This window comes from Nonomuraea recticatena (assembly GCF_039533245.1).
Classification (GTDB): domain Bacteria; phylum Actinomycetota; class Actinomycetes; order Streptosporangiales; family Streptosporangiaceae; genus Nonomuraea; species Nonomuraea roseola.
On sequence record NZ_BAAATE010000031.1, the window covers coordinates 29,431 to 52,236 of the forward strand.

General features: G+C 71.4%; 26 protein-coding genes. 15 read left to right on the top strand and 11 right to left on the bottom strand.

Features of this window, described 5'->3' with window-relative positions; all coding sequences use genetic code 11:
- Nucleotides 1-43: 43 nt before the first annotated feature.
- From ABFX50_RS39350 to ABFX50_RS39360, 3 genes are read left to right on the top strand one after another with little or no spacing between them, the layout of a single operon-like run.
- Complete coding sequence (locus ABFX50_RS39350) at nucleotides 44-598, top strand: RNA polymerase sigma factor (protein WP_312895680.1); 555 nt, start codon at nucleotides 44-46, stop codon at nucleotides 596-598.
- Nucleotides 595-1,365, top strand: coding sequence for a methylated-DNA--[protein]-cysteine S-methyltransferase (locus ABFX50_RS39355; RefSeq protein WP_346153921.1), 771 nt, complete (start codon nucleotides 595-597; stop codon nucleotides 1,363-1,365). Before ABFX50_RS39350 ends, ABFX50_RS39355 begins: the two co-directional genes overlap by 4 nt.
- On the top strand, nucleotides 1,362-1,814 hold the full coding sequence (locus ABFX50_RS39360; RefSeq protein ID WP_221241208.1) for a type 1 periplasmic-binding domain-containing protein: 453 nt from the start codon (nucleotides 1,362-1,364) through the stop codon (nucleotides 1,812-1,814). The genes ABFX50_RS39355 and ABFX50_RS39360 overlap by 4 nt, the downstream gene beginning before the upstream one ends.
- Here the strand turns inward: ABFX50_RS39360 and ABFX50_RS39365 are convergent.
- Entirely contained in the window at nucleotides 1,796-2,335 is a 540-nt protein-coding gene (locus ABFX50_RS39365; protein ID WP_346153923.1) for a helix-turn-helix domain-containing protein, read from the bottom strand. The genes ABFX50_RS39360 and ABFX50_RS39365 overlap by 19 nt on opposite strands.
- 36 nt (nucleotides 2,336-2,371) lie before the next feature.
- On the opposite strand from ABFX50_RS39365, the gene ABFX50_RS39370 reads away from it, so the two are divergent.
- Entirely contained in the window at nucleotides 2,372-3,544 is a 1,173-nt protein-coding gene (locus ABFX50_RS39370; RefSeq protein ID WP_346153925.1) for a benzoate/H(+) symporter BenE family transporter, read from the top strand.
- Here the strand turns inward: ABFX50_RS39370 and ABFX50_RS39375 are convergent.
- A complete protein-coding gene (locus ABFX50_RS39375; protein ID WP_312895678.1) occupies nucleotides 3,499-3,858 on the bottom strand; it encodes a tetratricopeptide repeat protein in 360 nt (119 codons plus the stop codon). The genes ABFX50_RS39370 and ABFX50_RS39375 overlap by 46 nt on opposite strands.
- A gap of 68 nt (nucleotides 3,859-3,926) precedes the next feature.
- On the opposite strand from ABFX50_RS39375, the gene ABFX50_RS39380 reads away from it, so the two are divergent.
- Entirely contained in the window at nucleotides 3,927-5,240 is a 1,314-nt protein-coding gene (locus ABFX50_RS39380) for a hypothetical protein (RefSeq protein ID WP_346153927.1), read from the top strand.
- On the opposite strand, the gene ABFX50_RS39385 is transcribed toward ABFX50_RS39380, so the two are convergent.
- The 3 genes from ABFX50_RS39385 to ABFX50_RS39395 all read right to left on the bottom strand — a co-directional run bounded on the left by ABFX50_RS39385 (nucleotide 5,230) and on the right by ABFX50_RS39395 (nucleotide 7,375).
- Entirely contained in the window at nucleotides 5,230-5,886 is a 657-nt protein-coding gene (locus ABFX50_RS39385; protein ID WP_346153928.1) for a hypothetical protein, read from the bottom strand. The two genes, ABFX50_RS39380 and ABFX50_RS39385, sit on opposite strands and share 11 nt — an antisense overlap.
- Nucleotides 5,887-6,104: 218 nt before the next feature.
- On the bottom strand, nucleotides 6,105-6,752 hold the full coding sequence (locus tag ABFX50_RS39390; protein WP_346153930.1) for a hypothetical protein: 648 nt from the start codon (nucleotides 6,750-6,752) through the stop codon (nucleotides 6,105-6,107).
- Complete coding sequence (locus tag ABFX50_RS39395; protein WP_346153931.1) at nucleotides 6,749-7,375, bottom strand: hypothetical protein; 627 nt, start codon at nucleotides 7,373-7,375, stop codon at nucleotides 6,749-6,751. Before ABFX50_RS39395 ends, ABFX50_RS39390 begins: the two co-directional genes overlap by 4 nt.
- Before the next feature lie 145 nt (nucleotides 7,376-7,520).
- Here ABFX50_RS39395 and ABFX50_RS39400 point away from each other — a divergent pair, with 145 nt between their 5' ends.
- The 5 genes from ABFX50_RS39400 to ABFX50_RS39420 all read left to right on the top strand — a co-directional run bounded on the left by ABFX50_RS39400 (nucleotide 7,521) and on the right by ABFX50_RS39420 (nucleotide 15,156).
- Entirely contained in the window at nucleotides 7,521-9,452 is a 1,932-nt protein-coding gene (locus ABFX50_RS39400) for a hypothetical protein (RefSeq protein WP_346153934.1), read from the top strand.
- A gap of 121 nt (nucleotides 9,453-9,573) precedes the next feature.
- Nucleotides 9,574-12,423, top strand: a complete 2,850-nt coding sequence (locus tag ABFX50_RS39405; RefSeq protein ID WP_346153935.1) for an ATP-binding protein — start codon at nucleotides 9,574-9,576, stop codon at nucleotides 12,421-12,423.
- A gap of 10 nt (nucleotides 12,424-12,433) precedes the next feature.
- A complete protein-coding gene (locus tag ABFX50_RS39410) occupies nucleotides 12,434-13,027 on the top strand; it encodes a thermonuclease family protein (RefSeq protein WP_346153937.1) in 594 nt (197 codons plus the stop codon).
- 193 nt (nucleotides 13,028-13,220) lie between these two features.
- Complete coding sequence (locus ABFX50_RS39415; protein ID WP_183651285.1) at nucleotides 13,221-14,450, top strand: MurT ligase domain-containing protein; 1,230 nt, start codon at nucleotides 13,221-13,223, stop codon at nucleotides 14,448-14,450.
- The gene (locus ABFX50_RS39420) at nucleotides 14,440-15,156 is read left to right on the top strand and encodes a type 1 glutamine amidotransferase (RefSeq protein ID WP_183651283.1); all 717 of its coding nucleotides are present in this window, start codon (nucleotides 14,440-14,442) and stop codon (nucleotides 15,154-15,156) included. The genes ABFX50_RS39415 and ABFX50_RS39420 overlap by 11 nt, the downstream gene beginning before the upstream one ends.
- 86 nt (nucleotides 15,157-15,242) lie before the next feature.
- Here the strand turns inward: ABFX50_RS39420 and ABFX50_RS39425 are convergent, their stop codons facing one another.
- Nucleotides 15,243-15,605 (bottom strand): DsrE family protein, encoded by a 363-nt coding sequence (locus tag ABFX50_RS39425; RefSeq protein ID WP_183651281.1) that lies wholly within the window; start codon nucleotides 15,603-15,605, stop codon nucleotides 15,243-15,245.
- 113 nt (nucleotides 15,606-15,718) lie between these two features.
- On the opposite strand from ABFX50_RS39425, the gene ABFX50_RS39430 reads away from it, so the two are divergent.
- The 4 genes from ABFX50_RS39430 (at nucleotide 15,719) to ygfZ (ending at nucleotide 18,221) form a co-directional block, all read left to right on the top strand.
- Nucleotides 15,719-16,207, top strand: a complete 489-nt coding sequence (locus ABFX50_RS39430; protein WP_346153940.1) for a heme-binding beta-barrel domain-containing protein — start codon at nucleotides 15,719-15,721, stop codon at nucleotides 16,205-16,207.
- Nucleotides 16,204-16,500, top strand: a complete 297-nt coding sequence (locus tag ABFX50_RS39435; protein ID WP_346153942.1) for a DUF2470 domain-containing protein — start codon at nucleotides 16,204-16,206, stop codon at nucleotides 16,498-16,500. Before ABFX50_RS39430 ends, ABFX50_RS39435 begins: the two co-directional genes overlap by 4 nt.
- Before the next feature lie 358 nt (nucleotides 16,501-16,858).
- Nucleotides 16,859-17,278, top strand: a complete 420-nt coding sequence (locus ABFX50_RS39440) for a Fur family transcriptional regulator (protein ID WP_183651274.1) — start codon at nucleotides 16,859-16,861, stop codon at nucleotides 17,276-17,278.
- Between the two features lie 4 nt (nucleotides 17,279-17,282).
- Complete coding sequence (gene ygfZ / locus ABFX50_RS39445) at nucleotides 17,283-18,221, top strand: CAF17-like 4Fe-4S cluster assembly/insertion protein YgfZ (RefSeq protein WP_346153944.1); 939 nt, start codon at nucleotides 17,283-17,285, stop codon at nucleotides 18,219-18,221.
- A 28-nt stretch (nucleotides 18,222-18,249) separates the two neighbouring features.
- Here ygfZ and ABFX50_RS39450 read toward each other — a convergent pair whose 3' ends face one another.
- From ABFX50_RS39450 to dtd, 4 genes are all read right to left on the bottom strand, one after another.
- A complete protein-coding gene (locus ABFX50_RS39450) occupies nucleotides 18,250-18,726 on the bottom strand; it encodes a hypothetical protein (RefSeq protein WP_346153945.1) in 477 nt (158 codons plus the stop codon).
- A gap of 16 nt (nucleotides 18,727-18,742) precedes the next feature.
- Complete coding sequence (locus ABFX50_RS39455) at nucleotides 18,743-19,387, bottom strand: response regulator transcription factor (protein WP_346153946.1); 645 nt, start codon at nucleotides 19,385-19,387, stop codon at nucleotides 18,743-18,745.
- Complete coding sequence (locus tag ABFX50_RS39460) at nucleotides 19,378-20,601, bottom strand: sensor histidine kinase (protein ID WP_346153948.1); 1,224 nt, start codon at nucleotides 20,599-20,601, stop codon at nucleotides 19,378-19,380. The genes ABFX50_RS39455 and ABFX50_RS39460 overlap by 10 nt, the downstream gene beginning before the upstream one ends.
- A gap of 77 nt (nucleotides 20,602-20,678) precedes the next feature.
- A complete protein-coding gene (dtd, locus tag ABFX50_RS39465) occupies nucleotides 20,679-21,104 on the bottom strand; it encodes a D-aminoacyl-tRNA deacylase (protein ID WP_346126457.1) in 426 nt (141 codons plus the stop codon).
- Nucleotides 21,105-21,188: 84 nt separating this feature from the next.
- On the opposite strand from dtd, the gene ABFX50_RS39470 reads away from it, so the two are divergent.
- Nucleotides 21,189-22,103 carry an asparaginase gene (locus ABFX50_RS39470; RefSeq protein ID WP_346153950.1) on the top strand — a complete coding sequence of 305 codons (915 nt, stop codon included), beginning with the start codon at nucleotides 21,189-21,191 and terminating at the stop codon, nucleotides 22,101-22,103.
- Here ABFX50_RS39470 and ABFX50_RS39475 read toward each other — a convergent pair.
- A complete protein-coding gene (locus tag ABFX50_RS39475; protein WP_346153952.1) occupies nucleotides 22,089-22,673 on the bottom strand; it encodes an ankyrin repeat domain-containing protein in 585 nt (194 codons plus the stop codon). The two genes, ABFX50_RS39470 and ABFX50_RS39475, sit on opposite strands and share 15 nt — an antisense overlap.
- Nucleotides 22,674-22,806: the final 133 nt, after the last annotated feature.

Genomic DNA, 22,806 nt, shown 5'->3' on the forward strand with positions numbered 1-22,806 from the left:
CGAGGACTGCAACGATCCAGGTCCCGGCGGTGTTGTAGAGGACGTGAACCGACTCGACTGCCTGGACCCGGTCAGGAAGGCGCTGATCGACGACCTCGACCAGGGGTTCGCCGAGCTGTACGGCACCTACCGCGGGCTGGTTTTCTCGACCGCGCTGCGGCTCAGCGGCCGCTGGGCCGATGCCGAGGACCTGACCGCGGAGGCGTTCCTGCGCGCCTATCGGGCGGTGGCGGGTTACGATCGCGAGCGCATCGCCGCGTTGCAGCCGCGGCCCTGGCTGATGACGATCCTCATGAACGTGTGGCGCAACTGCGTGCGCACCCGCGTCCGCCACCCGCCGCCCGACCTGATGGAGGAGCCTGTCGACTCCGTGGACACGGGCGAGGGGGTGGAGGCGGCGGCCGAACGGCGTGAGACCGGAGGCGAGCTGGCCGAGCTGCTGAGACTGCTGCCCGAGGACCAGCGAGCCGCGGTGGTGCTCAGGCACGTCGTGGACCTGCCGGTCAGTGAGGTGGCCACGGTGCTCGGACTCCCGCAGGGCACCGTCAAGTCGCACGTGTCGCGCGGGCTCAAGCGTCTGAGGGAGATGACCCGATGAACCAGGATCCGTTGCTCTCCGGGCTCGCCGGCCTGACGGCCGACCCACCCGAGGGACTGCTCGACAGGATCGCCGCCCGCTGGGTCCGCGTGGAGGGACCGCTGGGCGAGGTGTCCGTGGCCGCCACCGACCAGGGCGTGGCCTTCCTGCGGTGGTACGGCCCGCACGACGACCCCGCCGCGAGGGAGAGCTTCGCCGCGGAGTTCAGGGCCCGCTTCGGCAGGCCGCTCCTGCAGGGCGACCGCCCGCCCGCAGGCCTGGTGCCCGCGCTGCGCGCGGGAAAGGCCGCCGGCCTGCGCTTCGACCTGCGAGAGCTGAGCGACTTCCAGCGCGACGTGCTGACCGCCGCGCAGCGCATCCCGCGCGGCGAGGTGCGGCCCTACGCCTGGATCGCCCGTCAGATCGGCAGGCCCGCCGCCGTACGCGCGGTCGGCACCGCGCTGGCCCGCAACCCCGTCCCGCTGCTCATCCCCTGCCACAGGATCGTCAGGTCCGACGGAGCGCCCGGCGAGTACGTCTTCGGCGCCGAGGCGAAGGAGCGGCTGCTCAGGCACGAGGGCGTGGACCTCGACGGGCTGCGCGACCTCGCGCAGGAGAACGTCTTTTACCTGGCCAGCGACACCACCGGCATCGTGTGCTTCCCCACCTGCCACAACGCCAGGCGCATCACGCCCAGGCACAGGCACGGCTTCCGCAGCGTCGCGCAGGCGGAGTCGGCGGGCTACCGCGCATGCCGTACGTGCAGGCCGGGGGAGGTGGCGGCGTGAGCGCCAGGGTGGGCGCCGAGCTGACCATGGTGCTGCGGCTGGTGGACCAGCACCATCCGATGCTGGTGAACGTCGGGCACGGGCGGTCGGCGGCCTCGGTGGGCAGGGCGCGCGCGTTCGTCGAGGAGTGGGAGGCCAGGGGCGGGCTCGTCGGAGAGGTGGTGTCGTGGCCTGAGGAGGCGGCGTCGTGGCTGCGGCCCGCCTGCCGGATGGTCGCGGGACATCCCGATCTCTGGGTGGTGGCCGACGAGCCCGAGGGGTGGAAGGGCATGGGCAGGCGGTTGGCGGCGACCGGGGTGTGGCGGCCGTCCAGGACCATCGCCTTCGCCGGGCTGGCCGTGCCCGAGTTGCCCGCTCTGGCGGGGGAGGAGGCCACGGAGGGGCTGCGGGGCGCGCTGCCCGACGGCAGGCTGTGGCTGGTCGACGACGGTCACCTGGTGGCCGGGTAGCGGATGAGCAGGGAGGCGAGCACCTCCTCCGCGCCCACGGCCGTGTAGCCGTGCGGGACGTCCGAGCGCCAGGTGAGGTAGCCGCCGGGCCCCGCCACCTGCGGCGAGTCGAGCGGGCCCGCGCTGAGCGTGCCGGTGAAGACGGTGATGTGCTCGGTCACGCCCTCGTGGTGGGCGGGCGAGGTCTGGGTGCCCCCTGGCGGCACGCGCACCCGGTAGAGCTCGTAGGTGACGCCCTCGTCCTCGAAGACCTCGAGCAGGGTGGCCACCACCGCCTCGCCGCGCATCACGACGGACTCGGCGGGCGTGCCGAGGATGGTGGCGATGGGCACGCCGAGCTGCGCGGTGATCGCCCACAGGGTGTCGAGGGTGGGGTTGCGCACGCCCGTCTCCACCCCTGACAGCGTCGCCTTGCCCACCCCTGCCCGCCTGGCCAGTTCCGACAGTGAGAGGCCGCGCTCTTCACGCATGCGGCGCAGCCTGGCTCCGACCTCGCGCAGGTCCCCGTCGATCGCGCTCATGGGAGTCATCCTGCCCGATCTGTTACTGTTCCATATATGGAACGCGCCCGCCCGATCGTCGCCGGAGTGGTGACCGCCCTGGTCGGATTCGCCAGCTCGTTCACCGTGGTCCTCGCGGGACTGCGCGGGGTGGGCGCCGACGAGCGGCAGGCCGCCTCGGGGCTGCTGGCGCTCTGCGTCGCCGTCGGCGTGGTCTCCATCACGCTCGGCCTGCGCCATCGCATGCCCATCGCCATCGCCTGGTCCACCCCTGGCGCGGCGCTCCTGATGGGCGCGGGAGGCACCTTCGCCGAGGCGGTGGGCGCCTTCGTGGTGTGCGGGGCGCTCATCATGGCGGCGGGGCTGGTGCCGTGGCTCGGCCGTGCCATCGCGGCGATCCCCGGGCCCATCGCGGCGGCGATGCTCGCCGGTGTCCTGCTCAAACTCTGTCTGGCGCCGGTGCACGCCATGCTCGACGTGCCGTACCTCGCGGGCCCCGTGATCCTGGTCTGGGCGCTGCTCTACAGGTTCGCCCGCACGTGGGCGGTGCCCGGCGCGCTGCTGACGGCCGTCGCGGCCATCGCGCTGACGTCGCGGCCCGCCGGTCTGGACGTCGCCCCCGTGATCGAGATCACCGTGCCGGTCTTCACCCTTCCCTCGATCGTCGGGATCGCGGTGCCGCTCTTCCTGGTCACCATGGCGGCCCAGAACGTGCCTGGCATGGCCGTCCTGTCCGGCTACGGCTTCCGCCCGCCGCTGCGCGGCGTGCTGCTGGCGACAGGGGCGGCGAGCGCGGTGGGCGCGCCCCTCGGAGGGCACGCCGTCAACCTGGCCGCCATCACCGCCGCCCTGGCCGCCTCGCCCGAGGCGGAGCCCGACCCCTCCCGCCGCTGGATCGCCTCGGTCACGGCCGGGGTCTCCATGATCGGACTGGGCCTCTGCTCGAGCGCCGCCGCCGCTCTCGTGCTCCTGTCGCCTCCCGTACTGGTGGAGGCGGTCGCGGGGCTGGCGCTCTTCGCCGCGCTCGGCGCCGCCCTGTCGTCGGCCTTCACCCGGGCCGACGGCAGGGAGGGCGCGGTCGTCACCTTCGTCGTGACCGCCTCGGGCATCACCTGGGCAGGTGTCGGCTCGGCCTTCTGGGGCCTGGTCGCGGGCGGTCTCATGCACCTGCTCGTACGGCCCGCTCAGGCGGCCAGCTTGCGCTCCACCCTGCCGACCGACTCCGCGTAGTCGGGGTCGGCGTGCATGGCGGCGGCCATGCGCAGGTGCGGCAGGGCCTCCGTCAGCAGGCTCGACCGCTCCAGCGTCCTGCCGAGCAGGAAGCGGGCGTAGTGGTCGCTGGGGTCGCGCTCGAGCAGCGAGGTCAGCGCCTGCCTCGCCCTGCCGAGCTGGGCGGAGTGGTAGTAGGCGCGGGCGGCGAGCTCCTGCAGGCCGCGGTCGTCGCCGTGCTCCTGGAGCAGCGGCTCCAGCATCATCAGGGCGCCGAGCGGGTCCTTCATCCCGAGGAGTCGCTCGGCGAAGCGGTAGCGCTCGATCTCGTTCACGGGTAGTTGAACAGTCAACTATAGGATCGCATTCCCGCTGTTAACCGTGTAACGCTACGATTCACCAGATGTCAGGATCGTCTGGTGTGGCGGCACCTCCCCGACCTGCGCCGCCACCGGCCCAGCGGATGCCGTCACCGTTCTCGCTGCCCCTGCACGCGCTACGCCTCGCGGGCAAGTGCGCGCTGCCCTTGATCATGTGGTTCTCCGTGGGCGAGGCGGCCAGATTCGGCCTGCTCTACCTGGGCACCGAGATCTCCCACGGCGACTACCGCCAGGCCCGCCTCGTCGCGACCATCGCGGTGATGACGCTGGTCGTCATGCTCGCCATGGCGATCACCACGGGAATGCTCCACAGCCTGCGCGGCGCGCTCTGGGAGACCGCCGCGCGAGGGGGCGAGAGCGAGCGGTACTGGGTCGCCCTCGACAGGATCGCGCCCGCCTTCGCCGCGATCTACCTGACGTGGAACTTCGTCAGACGCGACGCGCAGGACTTCATCAGCCTCGACTGGCTCCACAACCTGGACCAGAACTTCTACAACCCCATCCTGACCGGCGTGGCCGAAGGCAAGGAGGCTGAGACCACGGCCGGTGCGGGACTCTCCGACCTCGACTGGCGCGTGTCGCTGGCCTCGATGGCCGTGGCGATGGGACTCAGGTGGTTCTTCAACCGCATGGTGGAGCGGGGCGAGGGCAAGGTCGCCGGTGTGGCCGCCGCGCTGTCGGAGTTCGCGCTGTTCTTCTTCGGCCTGAACGCCACGATGACCCTCGCCTCGCTGCGCGCCGACTGGGTCGGGCACAGGCAGGTGGTCGCCGAATCAGGCGAGCTGTGGAAGCAGGCGAAGGAGAACGTTCCTGGCTGGGAGTCCTTTTGGACCGCGCTCGGAGAGATCAGGCCCTATCTGGTGGACGCGCTGATCGTGCCGCTCACCTGGCTGACCATCGCGATCCTCGTCTTCGGCGCCTTCAGCGAGGAGGCCCGTACGGCCGTGCGCGGCGTCCGCCGTCTCGAAGAGGGCGTCGACAGGCTGGAGCAGTCGCACACCATCACCCAGAACTCCTTCAATCGCGTCACGGGCAGCTTCATGGAGCGGTGGGTCCCGCTGGTCAACACCTTCAGGCTCGTCATCAAGGGCGGTGCCGCGCTCTTCGGCATGATGTGCCTGTTCTACGTGGCCCTTCGGCTCGGCGCCGACTACGCCGACAGGGGTGTGCGCACCCTGATCGGCTCCGAGACGCCGTACTGGTGGCTCGTCATCAGCGAGCCGATCGAATTCGTCAAGAACCTGCTGGTGACCACGCTGACGATGTGCCTGCTGGCCGCGACGTTCGACATCGCGGCCACGCGGGCGAGGCGCAGCGGTCAGGCCATCAACGCCTGAACCTCAGAACGTCGTTGTCGTCGTCCGCGGTGGGCTTCATGAGGTCCTCGGTCGGCGTGTCCGCGCGGTAGGAGCTGGGGCGCAGTTCCAGCTCCACCTCCTTGGCCACGGCCGAGGGAACGACGGCGACCTTCGTCGTCACGTAGCTCTCGCCCACGAGGTGATCGCTCGGTGCGGTGTCCTCGAGGGTCTCCAGCTGCCACGCCCTGCCCGCGCGGTCCTTGAGCAGCACCTCGGGCTGGCCGGTCAGCTGCGCGCCGTCCTTGTCCTCGGCGGTCCTCGTGATGGCGATCTTGAGCCACTGCTTGTCGGGGGTGTTGTGCCTGGTGCCCGCGGGAGGGGTCATCGTCCCGTAGGACACCTTCCATGTGACGTGCTCGAAGGTGATGCCCTGACCCGCCGTGACCGCATGGACCCTGTCCGTCGGCTGGCCGCTCTGGAACAGGAGGTAGCGGTCGTAGGTGGGCGCCCCGATGGCCACGGCGAGCGCCACGATCGCGCCCACGCCCTGCAGCAGCAGGCGAGGGCGCTTGGGCGGGGGCTCAGCCGCCGCCTCCTCCGTGGGCGGCCCTGCGGGCGGGCCGGGCGGCTCCGGAGGGCCCGCGGGATGGGGTGAGCGCCGGGGCAACGGGCCCGCGCTCGGCACGGCCGGCAGCGGCTGTGTCGAGCTGCCCGCCGGTTCCCGTTGCGGCAGTACCGGCGGCCACACCTGGTGGTCGGGATGGACGGCCCTGTGCTGCGGAGGCAGCGGCGGTTGCTGAAGATGGGGCTGCGATTGAGGCGGCTGAGGATGGGGAGATCGGTGCGGCTGGGGAGGCCGAGGCTGCTGAGGACGCTGTCCCGAGGAGGGGGAGAACCAGTCGCTCATCGCTTGTCCCCCAGTCGGTAGACGTCCTCGGGCGCGGTGAAGAGCCGTTGGGCGGCCGCGTCGTCCAGGCCGAGGTCCACCTCGACCTCGGGCAGGTGCGGCTCGCCGTAGAACATGTTGGTGGGGATGGAGAAGACCGCTCTGGCGCCGGGGAGCGCGGAGGCGGGCACCTCGAAGAAGAAGGGGCCCGACGCCCACCAGCCGGGCTGGATCCACGGGTTGCCGAGCGTCTTGGCCTTCTCGATCCGGTCGGTGGCGGCGTAGCGCTGCCCTTCACCGGTCAGCAACTCCGCCGGCTCCAGGTGCAGCGGCTCCTTCGGGACCGTCGCCGACGCCTGGATCACGACGAAGACCTGGTCCTTTCCCGCCTCGATCGTCTTCTCCCCGGTGTCGATCGCTCGAGCGGAGGTGATCGAGTCGACCCTGGCGGAGAACCGGCCCGCGTTCACGTCCTCCTTGAGCGCGCCCGTGTAGGTGAGAGGCGCCGCGAGGTCCTCGTTGGTGAGCATGAGCGTCTGCAGGCCGATGGCGCCGCCCGCGAGGGCCAGGCCCAGCAAGGCGTTCAGCACCTTCGAGCCGCCGCCGCGCGGCGCCCTGCGCGACTGACGTGGCGGTGCGCTCCTGCGCTGGTCGGTGGCGGTCATGAGGCGACCTCCGGCTTCACGGGGAGCGTGATCCTGCCCAGCACGACGGGAACCTGCTTGTCGTCCTTCTCCTCGCGGACCGTCACCCAGCCGCTGGCCGGACTGTAATCGCCTTTCAGGTACTCGCGCTTGCCGACGTCGATCGTGAGCTGGTCAGGCGGCTTCACGCCCGCCTCCAGCTCGTAACGGACCAGGACCTTCGTGGGAACCCCCGGCTGCAGCTGCCTGCTCGGGCCGCTCTGCGTGGGCACGATCGCGATCACGCCGTACTTCGGCTTGATCTCGGGGGTGGTCTTCAGCAGGGTCGCGGCGAAGGCGGAGTCGGCCAGGGCGGTCTCGTCGCCGGTGTTGGTCACCTTCGCCTCCAGCTCCAGGAAGCGTTTGGGGTCGCCGAACGAGGTGTCGGGCTTCACGACGACCACCCTGCTCTCCACGAACTGGGTCTTGAACTGACCCTGGTCGATCTCCGCGGCCACCTTGAGAGAGGGGGGATTCGGGTCGGGCGCCTCGTTCAGGCCGCCGAGAAGGGCGGTGATGCCCAGCCCTGTGGCCAGGACCAAACCCACCGCGGGCACCAGAACGGGACGCCGTGGGCTGTCGTCGCCTGAGGAGGGTTCCGTCATGGGCAACGATGGTAATAGGTCACAGTTGCACCATCTGCCGCAATGCTCCCATCTGCTGGTTGAATTGCCGGGAACCCTGCCGGAACCGGTGGTGTAACTCGTAGGCTTGGGCACTACTAATGAGATAGGGCGGCCGGAGGGTCACGTGGCGGACGTGCATCCCGAGCAGGCGCAGCTCCAGGCGGATCGCATCTACCTGGGCTGGCAGTACGTCCTGCTGCACCCAGATCCGGGGCCGCCGCCCAAACGTCCCTCTCCCTTCGTCGAGCCGGAGCGGGAGAGCAAGCCCGATCCCGAGCTCGTGCGCAGGGAGCGGATGCAGGAGGACCTGCTCAACCGCCCCGTGAAGATCTTCAGGACGTTCATGGCGGTGCTCGCCGTGCTCATCCTGGGGGCCGCCGTCGCGGGCGCGCTCAACTGGTCGTTCGCGATCATCGGGCTCGTCGCGGCCGGAGGCGTGGCGGCGATCTGCAGCTACGCCGTCCTGCAGGGCGACAGGGCGGTCCGCTACCGCGTGCAGGAGCAGCAGGCCAGGGACGACCGCGTCAGGCAGGAACGCGACAAGGAGCTGTTCAGGGCGCAGGAGGAGCACGCCGAGCGCTACCGCGAGTGGCAGGAGCTCAAGGACCGCCACGACAGGCAGCTGACCTGGTACGCGGTCGCCGTACCCGACGAGATCGATCGCGTCGACGTGGCGGGTGGCACGCTGCCCGGCTGGTCGGCGCTGGTGACGCTGCTCGGCGCGACCCGCCTCTACAGCGGAGGGCACCTCACCGTGCTCGACCTGTCCGAGGGCGCCATCGCCAAGGACCTGATCGAGCTGGCCCGCAGAGGCGGCGACGATCCGCTGGTGTGGGTGCTGCCCGTCGACCTGCCCAAGCTCGACCTCGGGGCGACGCTGAAGCCCGAGGCCTTCGCCGACGTGCTGGCGCACGTGGTGAGTGTCAGCGAGGAGCACCGCACCACGCGCGACCTCAGCTTCGACAACGCGATCCTGGAGCGGGTCCTCGACGTGCTGGGGGAGAACGCGACGATCGCCCAGGTGACGGCCGCCCTGCGGGCGCTGGCGCAGGTGGGCGACCCTCGCGACGACCTCAGGTACGGCCTCATCACCGCCGAGCAGCTCGAGCGCATCGGCACCATGTTCGGCAGGGGCGTCAGCGACAGGGTGGTCATCGAAAGGGCGTGGGCGCTGGAGTCGCAGCTGCGCAAGCTGGAGACCCTGGGCACCGAGGCCGTACGGCTGCCGCCCGCCCGCCTGCGCGTGGTCAGCATGGACAGGCAGGCCGGGGTGTTCGGCAACCGCGTGCTGGGCACGTACGTGGCCACCGCGCTCACCCACATCCTGCGCCAGTCGCCCGCCTCCGACCGGCCGTGGTATCACACGATCATCGTCGCGGGCGCGGACAAGCTGCGCGGTGACGTGCTCGACAGGTTGATGGACGCCTGCGAGACGTCGAGGACCGGGCTGGTGCTGACCTACAGGTCGCTGACGCCGACCGTGCGCGAGCGGCTGGGCAGGGGGCACGCGGCGGTGGCGTTCATGCGGCTCGGCAACGCCGAGGACGCGCGGGTGGCCAGCGAGCACGTCGGCACCGAGCACCGCCTCGAGCTCGCCCAGCTCACCGAGACGATCAGCGCCTCCGTGGCCGGCCTCAACGGCACCCCTTACACCTCCACGATCGACCAGGTCGAGGAGGGCGTCGAGGAGCGGGCCGACAGCGGCACCGACCTGAAGGAGGACATCACCGAGTCCACCGAGTGGGGCAGGACCGCCGACAAGATCGGCGAGAAGGAGCGGGTCCTGCAGCGCTCGAGGGAGTTCCTCGTCGAGCCGCACCAGCTCCAGCAGCTGCCCACCACCTCGGTGATCGTCACGGACGCCACGGCCGAGGGCCGCAGGGTACGGCTGGCCGACGCCAACCCCGCGATCCTCACCTTCCCCAGGACCACGCTGGGCGAGCTGGAGCAGGTCCGTGAGGCGGTGCTCGGCATGGACGAGCCCGCCGACCCGGAGGAGCCCCCGCCCAACCTGGGTCCGCCCCCTCAGCGCCTCGACTGGCGCAAGAAGGGGTAAGAAGATGGCCAACTCCAGGGTGTCGGCTTGATCATCGGCGGACTTTCTCAGAAGGAACGTGCGTCTCCTCCTCCTCCGACGCTCGCGCGCGTTCTCGTGAGAGTTCCCAGGAGGTAAAGACGTGCTGATAGGTCCGTGGTACCGCATCCAGTCGATCGCCGCGCCCGCCCGCGCCTCGTCGGTGGAGTGGGACTTCGTCACCGTGTTGCCGGCCGTGCTCTCGGCCGCGCAGCACGGAAGGCCCTTCGTGATCGGGTGGGTGTCGCGCGGCGGCGGCGCGCCCCTCGAGCTGGTCACCAACGCGGGGCCGATGCGGGGAGCGCTGCTGTTCCCCAGCGGAGCCCGCGGCGAGCGGCTGGCCGACGACTACCTGACCGACCTCGGCGACCTCGTGTGGGTGCCGTGCCCAGGGCGGCAGGCCCCGCCGCTGGACAACCGCCGCGAGGCCGCGCCCACCGAGCCGACGCTCTTCGAGTCGACGCTGGTCACGCTGATGTCCAGGCCCTTCGCGTGGCTGGTGGTGGCCGAGCCGACCGACCTGCTCGAGACCGAGGTGGCGCACCTGCGCACCCAGCTCAACGTGCTCAGGCAGTACGGCGACGCCTCCGAGCGCTCCAGGTTCGACGCCGAGCGGGCCGAACGCCGCATCCAGGAGCTCGACGCCTTCCGCGAGGCGGGGCTGTGGAACGTCAGGGTGCTCGCGGGTGCGGCCACCCCCGAGGACCTGCGGCAGATCGCGCCCGTGCTGGTCGGCTCGGTCGAGCTGAGCCACCATCCCTACCGCCTGCGCACCGCGCTGCCCGCCGCGGGCGCGTTGACCGAGGCGCTGGCGGCGGCGATGCAGGATCCAGGCGACGGCGCGGCCGTGCCGTTCGCAGCGACGGCGGGCACGCTGGCCGCCCTCGCGGGCCTGCCCAGACGCGAGGTCCCCGGCGTACGGGTGCTCGACCCCGGCTTCTTCGACGTGACGTCGGAGGCCACGGGGGAGCTGGCCCTCGGCTCCGTCCTCGACGGCCACGACAGGACCGTCGGCTCGTTCGGGGTGCCGCTCGCCACGCTCAACAGGCACGCCTTCGTCACAGGGGCGACGGGCTCGGGCAAATCGCAGACCGTCAGGCACCTGCTCGAACAGCTGAGCGTGGCCAAGATCCCCTGGCTGGCCATCGAGCCCGCCAAGTCGGAGTACGCCGCCATGGCGGGACGCGTCGCCGAGCCCGTCACCGTCATCAACCCCTCGGCCCCCGACACCGTGCCGTTCAGCGTGAACCCGCTCGAGCCCGAGCCCGGCTATCCCGTGCAGGCGCACATCGACATGGTCAGAGCGCTGTTCATGGCCGCCTTCGACGCGGAGGAGCCGTTCCCCCAGATCATGTCGATGGCGCTGCAGCGCGTCTACGAGGCCAACGGGTGGGACGTCGTCACGGGCGGCGCGGTGCCGGGCTCCAAGGTGCCGCCCTCGGTGCCGACGCTGGAGCAGCTCCAGCACCACGCCATGGACGTCATCAGGGAGATCGGCTACGGGCGCGAGGTGCAGGCCGACGTCGAGGGCTTCATCTCGCTGCGCCTGCGCTCGCTGCGGGTCGGCTCGGCCGGGCGCTTCTTCGAGGGCGGACACCCCGCCGACATCGGCGGGCTGCTCCAGCGCAACGTCGTGCTGGCCATCGAGGACGTGGCCAACGACGAGGACAAGGCGTTCCTCATGGGCACGCTGATCATCCGCATCGTCGAGCACCTGCGGATGCGGGCGAGGGGCGAGCGGGCGAGCGGGCTGCGGCACGTGATCGTCATCGAGGAGGCGCACCGGCTGCTGCGCGACCGGGGCGCGGGGCGCGCCGCCACCCACGCGGTCGAGTTGCTGGCGGGGATGCTCGCCGAGATCAGGGCGTACGGCTCCGGCCTCGTCGTGGCCGAGCAGATCCCCACCAAGCTGATCTCCGACGTGGTGAAGAACACGGCGCTGAAGGTCGTCCACAGGCTGCCCGCCGCCGACGACAGGGCGCTGGTCGGCGCGGCCATGAACCTCAACGACGAGCAGTCGCGCCAGGTCGTCTCGCTCCAGCCGGGCGTCGCCGCCGTCTTCGCCGACGGCATGGACAGGCCCCTGCGCATCCAGGTGCCGCTCGGCGAGGACAGGGAGAAGGCGATCGCGGGACCGCCGCCGCCCATCAGGGGCAGACGCTCGGCGGCGTGCGGGGCGCAGTGCCGTACGGGTCAGGCCTGCACGCTGGTCGAGCTGCGCGAGGCCGACCTGCTGGCCGACGCCCCCGAGTGGGCGTGGCTGCGCATCTGGTGCGACACGGTCGTGCTCGCCTACGTCAGCAACAGGCCGCTGCCCGGCGTGCCGCGCCACCTGGCGGGCGCGTGGAGCGAGCTGCCGTCGCGGCGCAGGGAGTGCCTGCTCGCCACGCTCGTCGAGCGCTCGGTCACCAGGCGGGCCTGGTCGCTGCGCAGCTGGTTCGACCCCGCGCTGCTGACCGAACAGGCCGCGGCGTCGGCGCTGCGTCTGCTCGACGCGATGGAGGCGGGCGGCGAACGTCCCGGGCACTCCTGGGTCATCCCGCAGGTGCGCTGGCTGCACGAGGTCGACAGGCTCTTCCCGTACGGCAGGCCCGCCCCCGACCTGCGCAGCCCCGCGCCGCCGATGGAGTACGCGCTCTTCGGCAGCGCGGGGGCCCCCACCGACCTGCTCGGGCACAGGGCCAGGGCGCTTCGCCACCATCCGCTGTCCATGGAGATGGACCACAACAGGGCGCTGGCCTGGCGGGTCATCCTCGGCGACGACGAGAACGCGGGTATCCAGCGTGACATCGGCACGGTGGCCGTCGGGGTCGAGCAGGCCGCCAGGATCAGGCACGTGGGCCAGACGATGGGCGCGGGCTGGCTCGAGAGCGTGCTGTCCTGGCCCAGGCGCTTCGTCCTGCCGTTCGACGGGGAGGGTCCCGCCGAGATCGTCTTCGCCGATCAGGGGTAGGTGTCCCGGTGTGCGACGGACCGTGGCCGCCCTGGCACTGCTGGCCGGGTTCGCCCTGGTGGGGAGCGCGTTCTACCTGACGCGCTCCACTGCCCCCGCGCCCGTCGTCGCACCGCAGGAGGGGGCGCGTGAGCGGGCGCGTGAGCGGGCGACGGTGCTGGGGGTGACCGACGGAGACACCCTCGTGGTGTCGCCGCTCGAGGGGCGGCGCAGGGGACGCGAGCAGCGGGTCAGGCTGATCGGCCTGGACGCTCCCGAGACCCGCCCCAGGCCCCGCTGCTGGGCGAGGGAGTCGACGTCGGCGCTGCTACGGCTGGCGCCGCGCGGATCGACGGTCACGCTGGCCTTCGACAGACGCAGGTTCGACGACCACCGCCGTCAGCTGCGGTACGTGTGGACGGCGTCGGGGGAGTTCGTGAACGCCAGGCAACTGGCCGAGGGGAACGCCTTCGCCCTGCGGGTGCGGCCCAACGTGGCGCACGCGGAGGAGTTCGCGAGGCTGGAGAGGCAGGCCAGAGCCGCCCGCAAGGGACTGTGGGGCTCCTGCCCCGGCCCCGGGCCTCCCTCCCCTGCCCCCCGTCCTTCGGCCACCCCCCGCTCCTGACCGCGCCTCCTGCCATGCCGGCCGCCCCTCGTCGCTCGCTTCTGTCGCCCGGGAAGGTTCGGTCTTCTGGTGCCGGGCGTGACGGCGGCGGCGAGGTCGCGGGTGGTCATGGGGTGGTTCGTCCTCGAGAACCCTTGCGGGCGTGGACGTCGGGAGGGTGACGGCCTGTGCGGGTCGACTAGGATCGGTCAGCATGACCCAGCTTCCGCTGCGGGCCCAGCTCGCGAGTGTCCTGGGGCGCACCGCCGCCACCTTGTCGAGGGTCACCGGGCGTGGTGACGGGTCCGTGATCGGCGGGCGCGTCGGCCTGGTGCTCGAGCCCGACCTGCTCAAGCAGCTGGCCAGGGACCGCAAGCTCGCGCTCGTCAGCGCGACCAACGGCAAGACCACCACCACGCGCCTCATCACCTCGGCGCTGACCGAGCTGGGCGAGGTGGCCACCAACGCGTTCGGCGCCAACATGCCCGCAGGTCACGTCTCGGCGCTGTCGGCCAACAAGGCCGCGCCGTACGGCGTGCTCGAAGTGGACGAGAAGTACCTCCCCGAGGTCCTCGACACCACCGGCGCCAGCGTCGTCTGCCTGATGAACCTCAGCCGCGACCAGATGGACCGCGCCGCCGAGATCTGGCTGCTGGCCCAGAAGTGGCGTAGGGCGCTGTCAGGCAAGCCCACCCACGTGATCGCCAACTGCGACGACCCGCTGGTCACCTGGGGCGCCTCCACCGCGGCCAAGGTCACCTGGGTCGCCGGTGGCCAGCGCTGGAAGGAAGACTCCTGGAGCTGCCCCGAGTGCGGCGGGCCGCTCGACAGGAAGGGCGCCGACTGGGCGTGCCGCGAGTGCACCTTCCACAGGCCCGAGCCCCACTGGGTGCTCGACGACGACGCGGTGATCGACCCTCGCGGCGACCGGTGGGTGCTCGACCTGCAGCTGCCCGGCCTGGCCAACCGCTCCAACGGCGCGATGGCGCTCGCGGTGGCCGAGGCGTTCGGGCTGCACGTGCAGTCGGCGCTGCCCAGGCTGCGTGAGGTCACCTCGGTCGCGGGCCGCTACACCACCGTCCAGCGTGACGGGCGGGCCGCGCGGCTGCTGCTGTCGAAGAACCCCGCGGGCTGGCTGGAGGCGTTCGACGTCTCCAACCCTTCGCTGCCGATCATCCTGTCGGTCAACGCCCAGGGCCCCGACGGGCGCGACACCTCATGGCTGTGGGACGTCGACTACCGCATCCTGCGCGGCCGTCCCGTCTACATCACGGGCGAGCGCCGTCTCGACCTGGCGCTCAGGCTCGACGTGGCCGACGTGCCCTTCCAGCTGTGTGAGAGCTTCACCGAGGCGTTCAACGCGATCCCGCCGGGGCGCCTCGACGTGATCGCCAACTACACCGCCTTCCAGCAGATCCGATCGGAGTTCGGCCGTGCCGTCTGACAGCTCCCTGCGCCTGGTCTGGATCTACCCCGACCTGCTCAGCACCTACGGTGACCAGGGCAACGTGCTCGTCCTCGAGCAGCGCGCCCGCCGCAGGGGGATCGAGGTCGAGACCGTCCACGTCCGCTCCTCCGACCCGGTGCCCGAGACCGGCGACGTCTACCTGATCGGCGGCGGCGAGGACAGGCCGCAGATCCTCGCGGCCCAGCGGCTGCGCAAGGACGGCGGCCTGCACCGCGCCATCGCCAGGGGCGCCTCCATGCTGGCGGTCTGCGCGGGCTACCAGATCATGGGCAGCACGTTCGGCGGCGAGGAGGGCCAGCCGGTCGACGGCATCGGTCTGCTCGACATCTCCAGCACCCGCGGGCCCGCCCGCGCGGTCGGCGAGCTGGTTGCCGAGGTCGACAGCGAGCTCAACCTGCCCACGCTGTCCGGCTTCGAGAACCACATGGGCGTCACCCACCTGGGGCCCGGCGTCAAGCCGCTGTCGCGCACGCTGGTCGGCACGGGCAACGGCGACGGCTTCGAGGGTTGCTACGCGGGGCACGTCGTCGGCACCTACCTGCACGGCCCGGCGCTCGCCCGCAACCCCGCGCTGGCCGACCTGCTGCTGGAGTGGGCGGTGGGCAGCACGCTCGCGCCGATCGACGACAGCTGGTACGACCGCCTGCGCAAGGAGCGCCTCGACACCGTCCTCGCCCGCTGACCCACTCCCGGGGGGCGCGTCACGACCGGATCTGGTCCGTGGACGCGGCCGGCCACGTGCCTCGGTGAGCGGCCGAGGCCCGGTGGTCAGTAGACGAGGGCCTGGGCGCCCTCGGTGACGGCCTCCTCGACGAAGGCCGGCGCTCCCGCGATGCGGACGCCGTCGATCAGGTCGTCCACCGTGATGTCGCGCCGGGCGGCGCACTGGGTGCAGACCGTGACCCGCCCCGCCGCCAGCACCGCGTCGAGCAGGTCCTCGAGCGGGGCGGCGTGCGGCAGGCTGAACTCCTTGGCCCTGCCAGGCAGGGCGAACCAGGAGGCCTCACCCGTCAGCCACAGCGAGACGGGAACCCCGCTCGCCAGTGCGGCGGCCGCGACCGTGAAGGCCTGGTTGCATCGCTCGGGGGCGTCGGCCCCAGCGGTCACCTTGATCACCAGTGATCGTGCCATGTCGTCAGCCTAGACCGAACCGTCCCGCACGTCCGCATCCGCCCGGCTGCAGAGCGGCGCCGATCAGGCCGCGGTCCCGCCTCGCCCTCTCGGACGCCCTACGCTTGGGAGACATGGAAGAACCTGAAGTGCATCCCGACCTCGAGCCGATCGCCTGGCTGCTCGGCAGGTGGGAGGGCGCGGGAGTGGGCGGCTACCCGACGATCGAGAGCTTCAACTTCGGCCAGGAGATCGAGTTCGGTCACAACGGCAAGCCGTTCCTGACCTACACCAGCCGCACATGGCTGCTGGACGACGCGGGCGACAGGGTGCGGCCCCTTGCCACCGAGACCGGTTACTGGCGCCAGCAGCCCGACCGCCAGCTCGAGGTGCTGCTCTCGCACCCCACCGGCATCGTCGAGATCTACGTCGGCGAGGTGGTGTTCCACAAGATCGAGCTGCGCACCGACGTGGTGGCGCGCACCGCCAGCGCGAAGGAGTACACCGCGGGACACCGCCTCTACGGCCTGGTCAACGGCAACCTGATGTGGGCCTACGACATGGCGGCCGAGGGTGTCCGGCTGACCTCGCACATGTCCGCCGAGCTGAAGAAGGTCGCGTGAGCGGCCCCTTCACGCCTGACGTGGTCGAGGCGATCAAGCGGCACATGAACGACGACCACGCCGCCGACGGCCTGCTGATCGTGCGTGCGCTCGGCGGCCGTCCCGAGGCGACGACCGCGACGACCAGCGACGTGGACGCCGAGGCCATCGAGTTCACGATCGACGGGGGGGAGCGGGTGCGCGTGCCGTGGGGCCAGACGCTGACCGAGCGCCCCCAGGTACGGAAGGCAGTGGTGCGCCTCTACAACGAGGCCTGCGCCAGGCTCGGCGTCCCCGCGCGCGGGGAACACTGACGCTCTGAAGGCCGCAGCACCCCGGCTCGCAGGGGTCTGCGGACCTTCGGGGTAAGCCTCAGGAAATGGGAAGGGCCCCGAGCTCGCTCCACCTGTCGACAGGCGGGCTGGATGGACCACAGACGGGGATGGACCCCGCCCTCCAGCTGCTCGGAGCCCCGGTGGCTGCCTCAGATTCGCCTCTGCGGCGTGAGACATCCAGACCTGGTCCGGATGGTTCCGCCGCTAGCGGACAGCCACCTCGCTAGCCCAACTATGAATCACCATTGTTTGGACCACCTCCTTTCCGCGTGCTTTCAAGCTATGCGGCAGGTCCGGTAACGGGCAAGCGATTATTCGCCGGCCGTAGACTCTGGACATGACCGAGACCGCATGGCACGAGGAGCTCCGCGCCAAGGGCTACCGCGTGACTCCGCAACGGCAGCTGGTTCTCGAAGCGGTCAAGGCGCTCGGGCACGGCACGCCCGAGGAGATCTGCGCGAAAGTCAGGCAGACCGCCCGCGGCGTGAACATCTCCACCGTCTATCGCACGCTCGAACTGCTCGAAGAGCTCGGCATGGTCACCCACACCCACCTCAACCACGTCGCCCCGACCTACCATCTGGCCGCCGAGGCCGACCACGTCCACCTGGTGTGCAGGGGGTGCGGCGAGGTCAGCGAGGTGCGTCCCGAGATGGCCGACGGGCTGGTGAGAGGGCTGGAGGAGGAGCTGGGCTTCGTCGCCGACGTCCGGCACCTGACCGTCTTCGGCCGCTGTCGTGGCTGCCGGGTAGCCTGACGGCATGCGTAGCCCTCTGCTCGATCTTCCCGGCGCCGTCGCGGCCGAGTCCCCCGACGCCGACGTCGCCGCCCACTACGGCGACCTCTTCGCCGAACAGCGCGCGCTGGTGAAGGGCGAAGCGGTCGTCGACCGCAGCAACCGCGAGATCGTCAGGATCGCCGGCGTCGACAGGCTGAAATGGCTCAACGACCTCACCTCGCAGAAGCTCGACATCCTCAAGCCGGGTGAGTGGACCGAGACCCTCATCCTCGACCTGCAGGGCCGCGTCGAGCACCACCTCACGCTCGTCGACGACGGCGAGGCCGTCCTGGCCCACGTCGAGCCGGGCGCCTCGGCCCCGTTGATCGACTACCTCGACCGGATGCGGTTCATGCTGCGCGTCGAGGTTTCCCTCGCCGACGACCTCGCGGTGCTGTCGGGCGCGTCGGAGGACTTCCTCGTGCCGCGCGCCGAGCTCGACACCCACCTCGGCAAGCCGCTGGCGGGGCTGTGGGCCTACGAGGCGCTGCGCATCGAGGAGCACAGGCCGAGGCTGGGCCTCGACACCGACCACAAGACGATCCCGCACGAGGTGGGCTGGATCGGCGCGGCCGTCCACCTCACCAAGGGGTGCTACCGGGGCCAGGAGACCGTGGCCCGCGTGCACAACCTGGGCCACCCGCCCAGGCGGCTGGTCTTCCTCCACCTCGACGGCAGCGTCGACACGCTGCCCCCGCACGGGGCGCCCGTGCTGCTCGACGGGCAGGAGGTGGGCTTCGTCGGCTCCGCGGCCCGCCACCACGAGCTGGGCCCGATCGCGCTGGCGCTCGTCAAGCGCACGGTGCCGGTCGACGAGCCGCTGCTGGCGGGCGGGGTGGCGGCCGCGCAGGAGGTCATCGTGCCGCCAGACGCGGGCCGCAACGTCGCCATCGACCCCGCCCTGCGCCGCCGCATCCGCTAGATCCGGTGCGGGCTTCCCGCCCGCCCGGTCAGCCGTGCCGGCATACCCGAGGTGGACAGGTGAGGGTCCTGGGCGGCGTGATCAGCCATACCGGGGTGTCCTCGGGGACGGTCAAGGTGTAGAGCGCGCCGCACGCCGACACGCCGCACATCATCTCCGCCCGCAGCCACCTACCGTTCCACGACTCGGATTGATGGCGGCCGTCGTCGCCGGCCCAGGTGAGCCGCCGCTCGACGGTGAGCCGCCGCTCGACGGTGAGCCGCCGCGCTCCCTTCGAGGCGGGGGTGACGATCACCTTGACGTCCACCTCGCCCCTCACCTCGACGAACAGCTCAGAGGTGGTGATCCGGTAGGCGCTGACCGTGGTCTCCGCCGTGGTGGAGTAAATGAGGGAGGTGTCGGCGGAGTCTTCCGGCAGGCCGACGTTCAGACCGAAGCCGGCTCCCAGACCGCCCACGGTGGCCAGGGTGAACACTCCGCCCACGATGAGCCACGTCCTGCGCACGCGTGCTCCTCTCATCTCACACCTTGAGGAAGCGCAGGACGGCCAGCACCCTGCGATGGTCCTTGTCATCGGCGCCGGACAGGCCGAGCTTGGCGAAGATGTTGTTGATGTGCTTGCCGACCGCCCCCTCCGACACGACCAGGGCATCGGCGATGGCCCCGTTCGAGCGGCCCTCGGCGATGAGGGCGAGCACCTCGTGCTCCCTGCGGGTGAGCTGGTCCAGCGGGTCGCTGCGGCCGCGCAGCAGCAGCTGGGCGACCACCTCGGGGTCCAGCGCGGTGCCTCCGGCGGCCACCCTGCGCAGCGCCTCCACGAACTCGGTGACGTCGGCCACCCTGTCCTTGAGCAGGTAGCCCACCCCCGTGGTCTCGGTGGACAGCAGCTGGCTGGCGTAGCGCTCCTCGACGTACTGGGAGAGCACCACGATCGGCAGCCCCGGCCGCTGCCTCCGCAGCACCAGCGCGGCGCGCAGTCCCTCGTCCCTGTGCGAGGGCGGCATGCGCACGTCGGTGATGACCAGGTCGGGCCGGTGCTCGCCGACGGCGCGCAGCAGCTCCTCGGCGTCGCCCACGGCGGCCACGACCTCCATGCCCGCCGAGCCGAGCACCCACGTCAGGCCCTCTCTCAGCAGGACGGAGTCCTCGGCCAGCACTACTCGCATGGAAGCTCCACTTCGATCGTCGTCGGTCCACCCTGCGGGCTGTCGATGCGCAGCTCGCCGTCCACGGAGCCGACGCGCTGCGCGAGGCCGCGCAGCCCCGAGCCGCGTTCGGGCGCGGCCCCTCCTCTTCCGTCATCGCGTACGGCCAGCCGTAGCCTGTCACCCTTGCGCACGACCGTGATCGACGCCTTGGTGGCCTCGGCGTGCTTGGCGATGTTGGTGAGCGTCTCGGAGACCACGAAGAAGGCCACCGCCTCGATCGTGGGCGAGGCGCGCTGCGCGACGTCGACGCTGAGCCGTACGGGGAAGGGGGCACGGGCGGCGAGGCCGGACAGGGCCGCGTCCAGGCCCTCGTCGGTGAGGACGGCGGGGTGCAGCCCGCGCACGAGGTCGCGCAGCTCCTTGAGCGCCTGCTTGGACTCCTCGTGCGCCTGGGTGATCACCTGCATCGCCGGTTCGGGCAGGTCCTTGAGGGTGGCCCGGGCCATGCCGAGGTTCATGGCCAGCCAGACGAGGCGCTGCTGGGTGCCGTCGTGCAGGTCGCGCTCGATGCGCCGGCGCTCGGCGTCCGCGGCGTCGATGACCTCGGCGCGGCTCTCCTGCAGGGTCTCCACCCGCTGGGCGAGCTCGTCGCTGAGCGCCGGTCCGAGCAGCGCCTCGCCCGCGATGACGTCCACCCACGTGAAAGCCCGAGCCACCAGGGGGCCCGCCAGGAAGAGGCCGACGCCGATCAGCGCGAACGCCGCCCCGAACGCGGGGGACGGCGAGAAGTCGAAGGCGCGTGCCGCGAGGAACACCATGGCGAGGGTTCCGCCCCACGCGGTCAGGAGGGCGAGCGAGCCGAGACCGTTGAGCAGCGGGCACAGCAGGTGGTAGGCGAGCTGCCGCCACGTGCTCAGAGCTCTGGCCTGCGGGACCAGCCACTTGAGCGGGTGGAGGGAGAAGTTCCTTCGCGGCAGAGGGGCGATGTGGACGTCGAGGTGGGCGGCGAAGCGGGAGCGCTGCAGGGCGGTGAAGAGCGGCAGGGTCCAGAACAGCAGGGCCATCGCGATCACGGGGACGACCACGGTCCAGACCAGCAGCACCGAACCGACCACCAGAGTCGCGATCACCCCCGCCGAGAGCAGCCCGGTCAGCAGGCCCGTCGCCACGTGGAGCGTGCGCAGCCAGGTCGCAGCCCCCCAGTGGGCGCGGATCCGTCGCCAGATGGTCATGCGTCCACGGTAGAGATGGTGGAGTACGGGCGACATGGGCGGCTCATCACTGAAATAGGTGAGGCTGGCCCCACCTGTCAGAGATCGATCACGAGCGTGATCGGGCCGTCGTTCAGGAGCGAGACCTTCATGTCGGCTCCGAAACTGCCGGTCTCGACGTGCGCGCCGAGCGCGCGCAGCTCGTCGATCACCGCCTGCACCAGCGGCTCGGCGACCGGGCCTGGAGCGGCGGCCTGCCAGGTGGGGCGGCGGCCCTTGCGTGTGTCGCCGTAGAGGGTGAACTGGCTGATCACCAGGAGGGGGGCGCCGATGTCGGAGCAGGACTTCTCGCCGTCGAGCACGCGCAGGCCCCAGAGCTTGGCGGCCAGCCTGCGGGCCTCGGCGGGGGTGTCGGTATGGGTGACGCCGACCAGCACCATCAGGCCGGGCTCGTCGATCGCGCCGACGGTCGTGCCGTCGACGACGACGGAGGCGTGGCTCACCCGCTGAACGACTGCTCGCATGGAACACCATTGTGGCGCACCCTCGCCTTCCCGGCGGAACGCCCCCAGAAGGCGGTAATACACTCGTGGCGAAAGGGAGGGGAAATGTCGCTCGTTGTGGAGGTTGTCCGTTCCGGGTTCGTGGAGTCCACGCACCGGGCGAGGATGCTGGCCGTGTCGGCCGAGGGCAAGCCCGTGCAGGCGCACGGCGCCGTCGACGCGCTGGCCTCGCCGCGCTCCTCGATGAAGCCGCTGCAGGCGCTCGGCATGCTGCGCAGCGGGCTCGACCTGGACGGGGAGCTGCTCGCGCTGGCGTGCGCCTCCCACTCGGGCGAGCCGTTCCACGTCGACGGCGCCAGGAAGATCCTCGCGGGCGCCGGTCTCGACGAGAGCGCCCTGCTGTGCCCCGAGGACTATCCCGACGACAGGACCGTGACCACCAAGGCGCGGATCTTCATGAACTGCTCGGGCAAGCACTCGGCCATGCTCGCCACCTGCGTGGTCAACGGCTGGCCCCTGGAGACCTACCTCGACCCCGCCCATCCGCTGCAGCGGGCGATCAGGGAGACCGTCGAGGAGCTGACCGGCGAGCGCGTGGCCGCCACCGGGGTCGACGGCTGCGGGGCGCCGCTGTTCTTCGTCTCGATGGTGGGGGTGACGCGCGCCTTCCGCGCGTTCCCCCTGGGAGAGCAGGGCTCGCCCGAACGGCGCGTCTACGAGGCCATGACCACCCACCCGGAGTGGACGTCGGGCACCACCCGGCTCGAGGCCAGGCTGATGCGGGCCATCCCTGGGCTGCTGGTGAAGGCGGGGGCCGAGGCGTTCGACGCCTTCGCCTACTCCGACGGCAGGGCAGGCACCGTCAAGATCGAGGACGGCTCCTCCCGCGCCCGCGTTCCCGTGACCGTGGCCGCCCTACGGGCGCTCGGACTCGACGCTCCCGAACTCGACGACATGGCGACCGCCCCGCTCCTGGGGGGCGGCCGTCCGGTCGGCGAGGTACGGCTAGGCGCGTCGTAGGATCTCGGCGATCTCCCGCTGGCCCTTCTGCTCGGCGTGCTGCAGCGCGGTCACGCCGTTGGAGTCGGCCAGGTCGGGATCGGCGCCCGCGGCCAGCAGCAGCCTGACGATCTCCTGGTACGGCCCGCTGCCGTCACCGAGGATGACCGCCTCCAGCAGCCCCGTCCAGCCCAGGTTGTTGACGTGGTTGACGTCGATGCCGGTCTTCAGCACCTCGCGCACGTAGTCGACGTGCCCGCGCTCACAGGCGGGGATCAACGAGACGCCGCCGTAGCGATTGGTGATCGTCAGGTCGGGCCTGGCGGGCAGGAGCGCCCGCATCATGGCCACACTGCCCGTCACACCGGTCACCAGCCAGGGGGTGTCGTGCTGGGCGTCGAGAGCGTTGGGGTCGGCGCCCGCCGCGACCAGGAGCTCCGCGACCTCGACGTGGTCGGCCGCGCTGGCCAGCAGCAGCGCGGTGCGTTGCTGGCTGTCGCGAGCCTCCAGATCGGCGCCCTCGGTGACGGCCTCCCTGACGGCGGTGGTGTCGCCCGCGGCGGCGGCTGTGAGCAGTTGTCCTGTGAGCACATTCGATCCTTTCATGCCTGGTCGCGCAGTCTGTGACCCGGGCTCGGGACCGGCGGGCCCCGCGCACGCGGCCAGCGCGAGAGGGGCCGCGGCGAGGAGCACGGCCCTGCGCGTCGGAGGTCTGCGACCGACA

Coding starts and splice junctions, on each gene's coding strand:
- ygfZ (WP_346153944.1), top strand. CDS start 17,283: ATGCGTAGCCCTCTGCTCGATCTTCCCGGCGCCGTCGCGGCCGAGTCC.
- ABFX50_RS39455 (WP_346153946.1), bottom strand. CDS start 19,387: ATGCGAGTAGTGCTGGCCGAGGACTCCGTCCTGCTGAGAGAGGGCCTG.
- ABFX50_RS39370 (WP_346153925.1), top strand. CDS start 2,372: ATGGAACGCGCCCGCCCGATCGTCGCCGGAGTGGTGACCGCCCTGGTC.
- ABFX50_RS39440 (WP_183651274.1), top strand. CDS start 16,859: ATGACCGAGACCGCATGGCACGAGGAGCTCCGCGCCAAGGGCTACCGC.
- ABFX50_RS39425 (WP_183651281.1), bottom strand. CDS start 15,605: ATGGCACGATCACTGGTGATCAAGGTGACCGCTGGGGCCGACGCCCCC.
- dtd (WP_346126457.1), bottom strand. CDS start 21,104: ATGCGAGCAGTCGTTCAGCGGGTGAGCCACGCCTCCGTCGTCGTCGAC.
- ABFX50_RS39390 (WP_346153930.1), bottom strand. CDS start 6,752: ATGACCGCCACCGACCAGCGCAGGAGCGCACCGCCACGTCAGTCGCGC.
- ABFX50_RS39395 (WP_346153931.1), bottom strand. CDS start 7,375: ATGACGGAACCCTCCTCAGGCGACGACAGCCCACGGCGTCCCGTTCTG.
- ABFX50_RS39355 (WP_346153921.1), top strand. CDS start 595: ATGAACCAGGATCCGTTGCTCTCCGGGCTCGCCGGCCTGACGGCCGAC.
- ABFX50_RS39470 (WP_346153950.1), top strand. CDS start 21,189: ATGTCGCTCGTTGTGGAGGTTGTCCGTTCCGGGTTCGTGGAGTCCACG.
- ABFX50_RS39365 (WP_346153923.1), bottom strand. CDS start 2,335: ATGAGCGCGATCGACGGGGACCTGCGCGAGGTCGGAGCCAGGCTGCGC.
- ABFX50_RS39460 (WP_346153948.1), bottom strand. CDS start 20,601: ATGACCATCTGGCGACGGATCCGCGCCCACTGGGGGGCTGCGACCTGG.
- ABFX50_RS39415 (WP_183651285.1), top strand. CDS start 13,221: ATGACCCAGCTTCCGCTGCGGGCCCAGCTCGCGAGTGTCCTGGGGCGC.
- ABFX50_RS39380 (WP_346153927.1), top strand. CDS start 3,927: ATGTCAGGATCGTCTGGTGTGGCGGCACCTCCCCGACCTGCGCCGCCA.
- ABFX50_RS39430 (WP_346153940.1), top strand. CDS start 15,719: ATGGAAGAACCTGAAGTGCATCCCGACCTCGAGCCGATCGCCTGGCTG.